This is a genomic window from Dietzia sp. DQ11-71, assembly GCF_014144995.1.
Lineage (GTDB): Bacteria > Actinomycetota > Actinomycetes > Mycobacteriales > Mycobacteriaceae > Dietzia > Dietzia kunjamensis.
The window spans coordinates 1-8,893 of the sequence record NZ_JAALDT010000340.1; the positions used below are offsets into that span (position 1 = coordinate 1).

General features: G+C 71.4%; 9 protein-coding genes and 1 pseudogene. All 10 read left to right on the plus strand.

Going from position 1 to position 8,893, the window contains the following annotated elements:
* Nucleotides 1-295 (plus strand): annotated as a pseudogene (locus G6023_RS12125) (hypothetical protein); the annotation flags it as partial.
* 26 nt (nucleotides 296-321) lie between these two features.
* Nucleotides 322-1,509, plus strand: a complete 1,188-nt coding sequence (gene hemW, locus G6023_RS12130; RefSeq protein WP_187700158.1) for a radical SAM family heme chaperone HemW — start codon at nucleotides 322-324, stop codon at nucleotides 1,507-1,509.
* Nucleotides 1,510-1,566: 57 nt separating this feature from the next.
* The gene (gene hrcA / locus G6023_RS12135; protein WP_132061978.1) at nucleotides 1,567-2,607 is read left to right on the plus strand and encodes a heat-inducible transcriptional repressor HrcA; all 1,041 of its coding nucleotides are present in this window, start codon (nucleotides 1,567-1,569) and stop codon (nucleotides 2,605-2,607) included.
* A gap of 53 nt (nucleotides 2,608-2,660) precedes the next feature.
* Nucleotides 2,661-3,824, plus strand: coding sequence for a molecular chaperone DnaJ (gene dnaJ, locus G6023_RS12140; RefSeq protein WP_119192828.1), 1,164 nt, complete (start codon nucleotides 2,661-2,663; stop codon nucleotides 3,822-3,824).
* 7 nt (nucleotides 3,825-3,831) lie between these two features.
* The gene (locus G6023_RS12145; RefSeq protein WP_132061976.1) at nucleotides 3,832-4,629 is read left to right on the plus strand and encodes a 16S rRNA (uracil(1498)-N(3))-methyltransferase; all 798 of its coding nucleotides are present in this window, start codon (nucleotides 3,832-3,834) and stop codon (nucleotides 4,627-4,629) included.
* Nucleotides 4,626-5,750 carry a PhoH family protein gene (locus G6023_RS12150; protein WP_472986439.1) on the plus strand — a complete coding sequence of 375 codons (1,125 nt, stop codon included), beginning with the start codon at nucleotides 4,626-4,628 and terminating at the stop codon, nucleotides 5,748-5,750. The genes G6023_RS12145 and G6023_RS12150 overlap by 4 nt, the downstream gene beginning before the upstream one ends.
* A complete protein-coding gene (gene ybeY, locus G6023_RS12155; RefSeq protein ID WP_007626431.1) occupies nucleotides 5,747-6,229 on the plus strand; it encodes an rRNA maturation RNase YbeY in 483 nt (160 codons plus the stop codon). The genes G6023_RS12150 and ybeY overlap by 4 nt, the downstream gene beginning before the upstream one ends.
* 3 nt (nucleotides 6,230-6,232) lie before the next feature.
* On the plus strand, nucleotides 6,233-7,552 hold the full coding sequence (locus G6023_RS12160) for a hemolysin family protein (RefSeq protein ID WP_182635699.1): 1,320 nt from the start codon (nucleotides 6,233-6,235) through the stop codon (nucleotides 7,550-7,552).
* A complete protein-coding gene (gene era / locus G6023_RS12165; protein ID WP_182635701.1) occupies nucleotides 7,549-8,457 on the plus strand; it encodes a GTPase Era in 909 nt (302 codons plus the stop codon). Before G6023_RS12160 ends, era begins: the two co-directional genes overlap by 4 nt.
* Nucleotides 8,458-8,560: 103 nt before the next feature.
* On the plus strand, nucleotides 8,561-8,893 hold a 333-nt coding region (gene recO / locus G6023_RS12170), incomplete at its 3' end, for a DNA repair protein RecO (RefSeq protein WP_182635703.1).

The following is an 8,893-nucleotide window of genomic DNA, read 5'->3' on the forward strand; positions in this document are numbered from 1 at the left end:
CCCGGCCAAGGCGGGTTCGCAGCAGAAGCGGGCGGCGAAGCCGACGGGGTCCAAGCCGACGAAGTCCACGCCGACGAAGTCCCAGCCGACGAAGTCCGAGCCGACGAGCTCCACACCCGCGGGACCGGGTACCCCCGACGATGCCGCCCAGGCACCGACCTACAGCGCGCCCGCGGCTACAGTCCTTGGCGACGACGAGATCTCGGCGACGCCGACCCCGCCGATCGAGACCCTGCCCGCCCCGGACCCGACTGGAGATGAGACCTCATCGGACACCCAGACCGGTCAGGTGTGACCGCCGCTCCCCACGACCCCGCCACACTGGCGAGCGCGCCCCCGCCCCGCGATCCGCGGGCGCCCTTCGGCATCTACCTCCACGTGCCGTTCTGCTCCACCCGGTGCGGATACTGCGATTTCAACACCTACACCGCCGGCGAACTCGGCTCGGCGACCTCCCCGGTCGACTGGGAACGGGCCGCGGCCGTCGAGATCGACCGGGCCGCACAGGCCCTGGCCGCGACGGGCACGCCCCCGCAGGTCGACACGGTCTTCATCGGCGGCGGCACCCCATCGCTGGTCGGCGCGGACGTCCTCGTGGGCCTGCTCGAGCGTATCGACTCGACCTTCGGATTGGCACCCGGTGCGGAGGTCACCACCGAGAGCAACCCGGAGTCCACCTCGCCGGAGTTCTTCGCCCGGTTGCGTGAGGGCGGGTTCACCCGCATCTCCCTGGGCATGCAGTCGACGGCCGCCCACGTCCTGCGCGTCCTCGACCGGACCCACACCCCCGGACGCCCGCAGGAGGCGGTGGCCGAGGCCCTGCGGGCCGGGTTCGAGCACGTCAACCTCGACGTCATCTACGGCACCCCGGGCGAGACGGACGACGACCTGGCGCGGACACTCGACGCGGTCGTCGACGCCGGGGTCGACCACGTCTCCGCCTACTCGCTGATCGTGGAGGACGGCACCGCGCTGGCCCGCCGCATCCGCCGCGGTGAGATGCCGGGCACGGTCGACGACGTCCTGGCCGACCGTTACGAGCAGGTGGCCGAGCGTCTGGCCCGTGCCGGGTTCCACTGGTACGAGGTCTCCAACTTCGCCACCGACTCCTCGGGATACTGCCGCCACAACATGGGCTACTGGCGCGGCGGCGACTGGTGGGGCATCGGGCCGGGCGCGCACTCGCACGTCGCCGGGGCCCGGTGGTGGAACGTCAAGCATCCCGCCCGCTACGCCGCCGAGTGTGACGCCGGCCGGCTGCCCGTGGACGGCGGGGAACTCCTCACCGACACCGACCGCCACATCGAGCGCATCATGACCGGGCTCCGCCTGGCCGAGGGGCTCGGCGACGGCGCCTTCACCACCGACGAGCGGATCCGCGCCGACACCCAGGTGGCGGCCGGACTGCTACGGCGACGGGCGGCGGGCGATCCCGCGGGCCCCGGTTACGCGCTCACCGAGGCGGGCCGGTTGTTGGCCGACGGGGTCGTGCGCGACGTCCTCGTCTGAACCGTCGGCCCGGGAAGTGGCATAGAATCGCCACGACGAGGACAGGGAGGAGCGAGCATGTCGAGTACGGCCGATCGTAGGACCGACGTCTTACGCGCGATCGTCTCAGACTACATCGCCTCCCACGAACCGGTCGGGTCCAAGGCCCTCGTCGACCGGCACTCACTGGGCGTGTCCAGCGCCACCATCCGCAACGACATGGCCGTGCTCGAGGCCGAGGGGTTCATCGTCCAACCCCATACCAGTTCCGGTCGGGTCCCCACGGAGAAGGGCTACCGGCACTTCGTCGACTCCATCGAGGAGATCACCCCGCTGTCGCGCGCGGAACGCCGGGCGATCCAGGCCTTCCTCGAGGGCGCCGTCGACCTGGACGACGTCCTCCGGCGGGCCGCACGGCTGCTGTCCCAGCTCACCCGTCAGGTCGCCGTCGTCCAGTACCCGGTCCTCGGTCGCTCCACGGTGCGCCACCTCGAGGTGGTGAGCCTGAGCCCCACCAGGCTGCTGCTGGTCCTCATCACCGACACCGGCCGCGTCGATCAACGGACGGTGGAGCTGGCCGCGCCGTTGACCGACGAGCTCCTCGGGGAACTGCGGACCCTGCTGTCCGAGGCCGTCGCCGACAAACGCCTGCCCGACGCCTCCGAGGCCCTGACCTCCACGGGCGACCGGGCCCGTCCCGAGATCCGCGACGCGGTCGAGCGCTGCGTCGCGGTCCTGGTCGGCACGCTCGTCGAACACCCCGACGATCGGATCGTCCTGGGCGGCACGGCCAACCTCACCCGCAGCGCCGCCGACTTCGACGGCTCCCTGCGCTCGGTCCTCGAGGCGCTCGAGGAGCAGGTCGTGATCCTGCGACTGCTCACCGCGGCCCACTCGGTGGGCCGGGGAGGGCCGGGGGGTGTCACCGTCCAGATCGGGGCGGAGACCCAGGCCGCCGAGATCCGCGGCGCCTCCGTGGTGTCCTCGCAGTACGGGGCGGAGGGCCAGACATTCGGTGGGATGGGGGTGCTCGGGCCCACACGGATGGACTACCCGGGAACAATCGCCTCGGTCGCCGCTGTTGCCCACTACGTGGGCGAGCTCATCACCGGGCGCTGACGTCCGTACGCTCCTTCCCGGAGCCAGATCTTCCTCTCGACGAAAGGCCACACGTGTCACGCGACTACTACGGGACCCTCGGGGTCGATAGGGGCGCCTCGGAATCCGAGATCAAGCGCGCCTACCGCAAGCTCGCCCGGGAGCTCCACCCCGACGTCAACCCGTCGGACGAGGCGCGTGAGAAGTTCAGTGAGATCACCGCGATCTACGAGGTGCTCACCGACCCCGAGAAGCGCCGGGTCGTCGACATGGGCGGCGACCCGCTGGACTCCTCGCCCGGCGCCGGTTACGGCGGCGGCGGCTTCGGTGGTGGCTTCGGCAGCGGCGGCCTCGGTGACGTGTTCGAGGCCTTCTTCGGCGGCGGCGGGGGAGGCGGCGGCGGCCGCGGTCCGCGCAGCCGCGTGCAGCCCGGCTCGGACGCCCTCATCCGCGTGACCCTGGGCCTGGACGAGTGCGCCACCGGAGTCACCAAGGAGATCCAGGTCGACACCGCCGTGCTGTGCGAGAAGTGCCACGGCAAGGGGTCGGCCACGGACACGCCGCCGGCCACGTGTGGCATGTGTCAGGGCCAGGGCGAGATCCAGTCCGTCCAGCGGTCGCTGCTCGGCAACATCATGACCAGCCGCCCGTGCCCCACCTGCGCGGGCACCGGCGAGATCATCACCGACCCGTGCGGTGAGTGCACCGGCCAGGGCCGCGTTCGCAAGCGCCGCACCGTCTCGGCCAAGATCCCCGCCGGCGTCGGCGGCGGCATGCGCATCCGCCTGTCCGGGCAGGGTGAGGTCGGTCCCGGTGGCGGTCCCGCCGGCGACCTGTACATCGAGGTCAACGAGCGCAACCACCCGGTGTTCGTCCGCGACGGCGAGGACCTGCACTGCACCGTCCGCGTGCCCGTCGTCGACGCCATGCTGGGCGGCGAGGTCGAGCTCGAGACCGTCGTGGGCGAGCCCCTGACGATCGACATCCCGTCCGGTACCCAGCCCGGTCACACCGTCACGCTGACCGGCCGGGGGATGCCCCGCGTGCGCGGCGGCGGCGCCGGCGACCTCACGGTCCACATGGAGGTCGTGGTCCCGGAGAAGCTGGACCGCAAGCGCCGCGACCTGGTCGAGCAGCTGCGCCGCCTCGACGGCGACTCGGCCGAGGTCGTCAACGAGGACACCGCCCGCCGCGGTGGCCTGTTCTCCCGCCTGCGCGACGCCGTCGCGGGGCACTGAGGCGCCCGTGACCCCGTCGCTGTTCCGGGCCGGGACGGTCCCCGGTGTCGGCGAGACACTGGTGCTCGACGGGCCGGAGGGCCGGCACGCCGGATCCGCGCTCCGCGTCCGGGTGGGAGAGGCCGTGCGGGTCGGTGACGGTCGGGGAGTGGTGGCGGACTGTGTGGTGATGACGACGAGCCCCGGCAGGGTCGAGGCGGAGGTCGTCACCCGGGTCGACGTCCCACGCCCCACCCCGGAGGTCACCGTCGTCCAGGCCCTGCCCAAGTCCGAGCGGTCCGAGCTGGCGGTGGAACTGGCCACCGAGGCCGGAGCCGACCGGATCGTCCCGTGGCAGGCCGACCGCTGCGTGAGCCGCTGGACCGGCCCCAAAGTCGACAAGGGCCGCACCAAATGGACCAACGCCGCCCGCGCCGCAGCCAAGCAGTCGCGGCGGGCATGGGAGCCCGAGATCGGCGACCTCGTCGACTCGACCGCCCTCGCCGCCCTGGTCGCCTCCGAGGTCGACGCCGGTGCCTGCGCACTGGTCCTGCACGAGGACGGTGCCGCTGGTTTTGCCGACGCGGTCACCGCGGGCCCGCCGGCGACACGGATCCTTGTCGTCGTCGGCCCCGAGGGCGGGGTCTCCGACGCCGAACTCGACACGCTGACCGCGGCAGGCGCCCGGCCCGTCGTCCTGGGCCCGGAGGTGCTCCGCACCTCCACCGCCGCCACCGTGGCGCTGGCCGCACTCGGCGTTCTCACACCGAGATGGTCGCCCGCGGGGTCTACACTCGATCCAACCTCACCACGACACGGGAAGTGATTCACGTAAGCACCGCAGGAAACGACAGCGCCACCGGAAACGACAGCGCCACCGGGAACGACCGGGATCCCGCCACGGCCACCGACACCGGTGGCGTCCGACGCGACACGGGCGACTCCACCGCCCGCACGGCCGTCCAGCTGGACCCGGACCTGGCGATGGCGGTGCTCGGCACCGCCGACGCCAACCTCCGCGCACTCGAGGACCTGCTCGACGCGGACCTGCACGTGCGGGGCGGCACCATGACCATCTCGGGCGATCCGCCCCACGTGGACCGTGCCTCCCGCGTCGTGTCCGACCTGCTGCGGCAGGCCCGCAGGGGAGTGGAGATCACCCCCGCCTCGGTGCGCCGCTCGGTGGAGATCCTCGCCGACTCGGGGCCGCTCACGCCCGAGGAGGTGCTCGGCACCGACGTCCTGTCCCGCCGCGGCGGCATGATCCGGCCCAAGACCCTCGGCCAGAAGCGGTATGTCGACGCCATCGACGACCACACGATCGTGTTCGGACTGGGCCCCGCCGGCACCGGCAAGACCTACCTCGCCATGGCCAAGGCCGTCGCCGCGCTCCGCGCCAAGGAGGTCAGCCGCATCATCCTCACCCGGCCCGCGGTCGAGGCCGGTGAACGCCTCGGCTACCTGCCCGGCACCCTGCACGAGAAGATCGACCCGTACCTGCGGCCGCTGTACGACTCTCTGCACGACATGATGGACCCCGAGGCCATCCCGAAGCTCATGGCGGCCGGGGTGATCGAGGTGGCGCCGCTGGCGTACATGCGCGGGCGGACCCTGAATGACTCGTTCATCATCCTCGACGAGGCGCAGAACACCACGCCCGAGCAGATGAAGATGTTCCTCACCCGGCTCGGCTTCGGCTCGAAGATCGTCGTGACCGGTGACATCACGCAGATCGACCTCCCCGGCGGCCAGCGCTCGGGACTGAAGGTCGTCCGCGACATCCTCACCGGGGTCGACGACATCCACTTCTCCGAACTCACCTCCCGCGACGTCATCCGCCACGCGCTGGTCGGGCGGATCGTCGACGCCTACGCCAAGCACGAAGCTCGCCTCGAACGAGGCGAGCGACCCACCATCCACAAGAACAGGGAGCAGCGCCGCCGATGAGCATCGAGGTCGCCAACGAGTCGGGCGTGGAGGTCGACGAGGCAGAACTCATCGACGTGGCGGCGTTCGTGATCGCCCGGATGGACGTCCACCCGGCCGCCGAACTGTCGATCACCCTCGTCGACAAGGACACGATGGCCGATCTCCACGTGACGTGGATGAACCTGCCCGGCCCCACCGACGTCATGAGCTTCCCCATGGACGAGCTCACGCCCGGAGGTCGCCCCGACCTGCCCGAACCCGGCCCGGCCATGCTCGGCGACATCGTCCTGTGCCCGGCGTTCGCCGCCGACCAGGCCGCCAGCTCCGGCCACCCCCTCGCGCACGAGCTCGCGCTGCTCACCGTCCACGGGTGCCTGCACCTCCTGGGGTACGACCACGCGGAGCCCGCCGAGGAGCGGGAGATGTTCGGCCTGCAGAACGAACTACTGGGCGAGTGGTACGACCACCGCGACGAGTCCCCGAGAGTGGACGCCTGAGACGTGAACGAGACCATCACCGCGGCCGTCGGCGCCGTGCTGCTCATCCTCGTCGCCGGACTGTTCGCAGCCCTCGACGCCGCCCTGAGCACCGTCTCGGTTGCCCGGGTGGAGGAGATGGCCAAGGAGAACCGGTACGGCGCGGCGCGACTGTCGCGGATGCTCGCCACCCGGCCGCGGTACATCAACGTCACCGTCCTGCTGCACCTGCTCAGTCTCGTGGCGGCCGCCGTGCTGTTCACCGTGGTGTTCAACGACGTCATCGACTCCTCGGCCTGGGCGCTGGGCGTCGCCGCGGTGGTGACGACCGTCGCCGCCTACGTCGTGGCCGGCGTCGGTCCCCGCACCCTCGGCCGCCAACACGCCTACTCGATCGCCCTGAGCTCCGCGACCGCGCTCACCGTGGTCGGGTTCGTCCTCGGCCCGGTGGCCTCCCTCCTGGTGGGGGTCGGCAACGCGGTCACCCCGGGGCGGGGATTCCGCAACGGACCGTTCGCCTCCGAGATCGAGTTGCTCGAGATCGTCGACATGGCGCGCGAGCGCGGCGTGGTGGCCGACGACGAGTCCCGCATGATCCAGTCGGTCTTCGAGCTCGGCGACACCACCGCCCGCGAGGTCATGACCCCGCGCACCGAGATGGTGTGGATCGAGTCGGACAAGACCGTCGGCCAGGCCGCGCGGCTCACCGTCAAGTCCGGGTACTCGCGGATCCCGGTGGTCGACGGGGACAACTCCGACGACGTGGTGGGCGTGGTCTACCTGCGTGACATCGTCGCCCGGCTCGACGACCCCGACGGGCGCGCCGCCCCGGTGGCCGACGTGATGCGTCCCGCGGTGTTCGTGCCCGACGCCAAACGGATCGACGACCTGCTGGCCGAGATGCAGCGCGACCACAACCACCTGGCGATCCTCGTCGACGAGTACGGCGGGACCGCCGGGCTGGTCTCCATCGAGGACATCCTCGAGGAGATCGTCGGGGAGATCGTCGACGAGTACGACACCACCGAGGTTCCGCCCGTCGAGGACCTGGGCGACGGGCGCTACCGCCTGTCCGCCAGGCTCGGACTGGACGAGGTGGCCGAGCTGTTCGACGTCGAGTTCGCCGACGAGGTGACCGAGGAGGTCGAGACCCTGGGCGGGCTGCTCGCCCTGGAGCTCGGGCGCGTCCCGCTGCCCGGCGCCCACGTCGTGTCCACCGGACTCGACCTGCGCGCCGAGGGCGGCCACGACCGACGCGGACGGGTCAAGGTGGTCACCGTCGTGGCCGCGCCCGTCGAGACGAACGAGCACGACACCCAGGATCACGACGAGGAGAACAGATGAGCACCCCCGAGAACTTCCGTAGCGGGTTCGTCAGCTTCGTGGGCCGACCCAACACGGGCAAGTCCACCCTGACCAACGCGCTCGTGGGGGAGAAGATCGCCATCACCTCCTCGCGGCCGCAGACCACACGGCACGCGATCCGCGGGATCGTGCACCGGCCGGACGCCCAGATCATCCTGGTCGACACCCCCGGACTGCACCGCCCCCGCACCCTGCTCGGCGAGCGGCTCAACGCGCTGGTCGAGGACACCTACTCCGATGTCGACCTCATCGGCCTGTGCATCCCCGCCGGGGAGCGCATCGGCCCCGGGGACCGCTGGATCCTCGAGCAGGTCCGCAAGCTGTGCCCCACCACGCCGGTGCTCGGGCTGGTGACCAAGATCGACACCGTCTCCAAGAAGAGGGTCATGGAGCAGCTCGTGGCCGTGTCGAAGTTCCTCGGACCGGACTCGGAGGTCGTCCCGGTGTCGGCCGCATCCGGGGAGCAGGTCGACGTGGTGGCCGACGTCATCGCCACCCTGCTGCCCGAGGGGCCGCAGTTCTACCCCGACGACATCATCACCGAGGAGTCCGACGAGAGCCGGATGGCCGAGCTCATCCGCGAGGCGGCCCTCGAGGGTGTCCGCGACGAGCTCCCCCATTCGATCGCCGTGTCGATCGAGGAGATCCTGCCGCACGAGGGCCGCGACGACATGGTGGACGTCCACGCCACCGTGTACGTGGAACGGCAGAGCCAGAAGTCCATCGTCCTGGGCAAGGGCGGTTCGCGCATGCGCGAGGTCGGCACCACCGCCCGCGCCGGCATCGAGAAACTGCTCGGCACCAGGGTCTACCTCGACCTGCACGTCAAGGTCCTCAAGGAGTGGCAGCGCGACCCCAAGATGCTGGGACGCCTGGGCTTCTAGCCTCTCCCACGGCTTTCGCCCGTGGGACAATGGACATCTGAGCGCACACGCACCCGCACCCGCGTGCGCGCCCGCCCGGACATCGCCCCGGAAGGAGGCCCGGATGCATCCCTTCACCGACACGGGCCTCGTCGTGCGCACCTACGACCTCGGTGAGGCCGACCGGATCGTCACCCTGCTGACCGAGCGGCACGGGCTCGTCCGCGCCGTCGCCCGGGCCGTGCGACGCACCCGGTCCCGGATGGGCGCGAGCCTCGAGCCGTTCGCGGTGGTGGAGGTGCAGATCGCTCCGGGCCGCGGTCGCAGTGGGCTCGGGACCGTCCGCCAGGCCAGCAGCCGTGAGTCCCTGGCTCGTCCGCTGGTGGCGGACTACCCGGCGTACACCTCCGGGTGCGTGGTCCTGGAAACCGCCGAGCGCCTCGCGGGCGAGGAGGGG

Excerpts from the sequence above, each read along its gene's own strand:
- hrcA (WP_132061978.1), top strand. The coding sequence starts at position 1,567 with ATGTCGAGTACGGCCGATCGTAGGACCGACGTCTTACGCGCGATCGTC.
- ybeY (WP_007626431.1), top strand. The coding sequence starts at position 5,747 with ATGAGCATCGAGGTCGCCAACGAGTCGGGCGTGGAGGTCGACGAGGCA.
- era (WP_182635701.1), top strand. The coding sequence starts at position 7,549 with ATGAGCACCCCCGAGAACTTCCGTAGCGGGTTCGTCAGCTTCGTGGGC.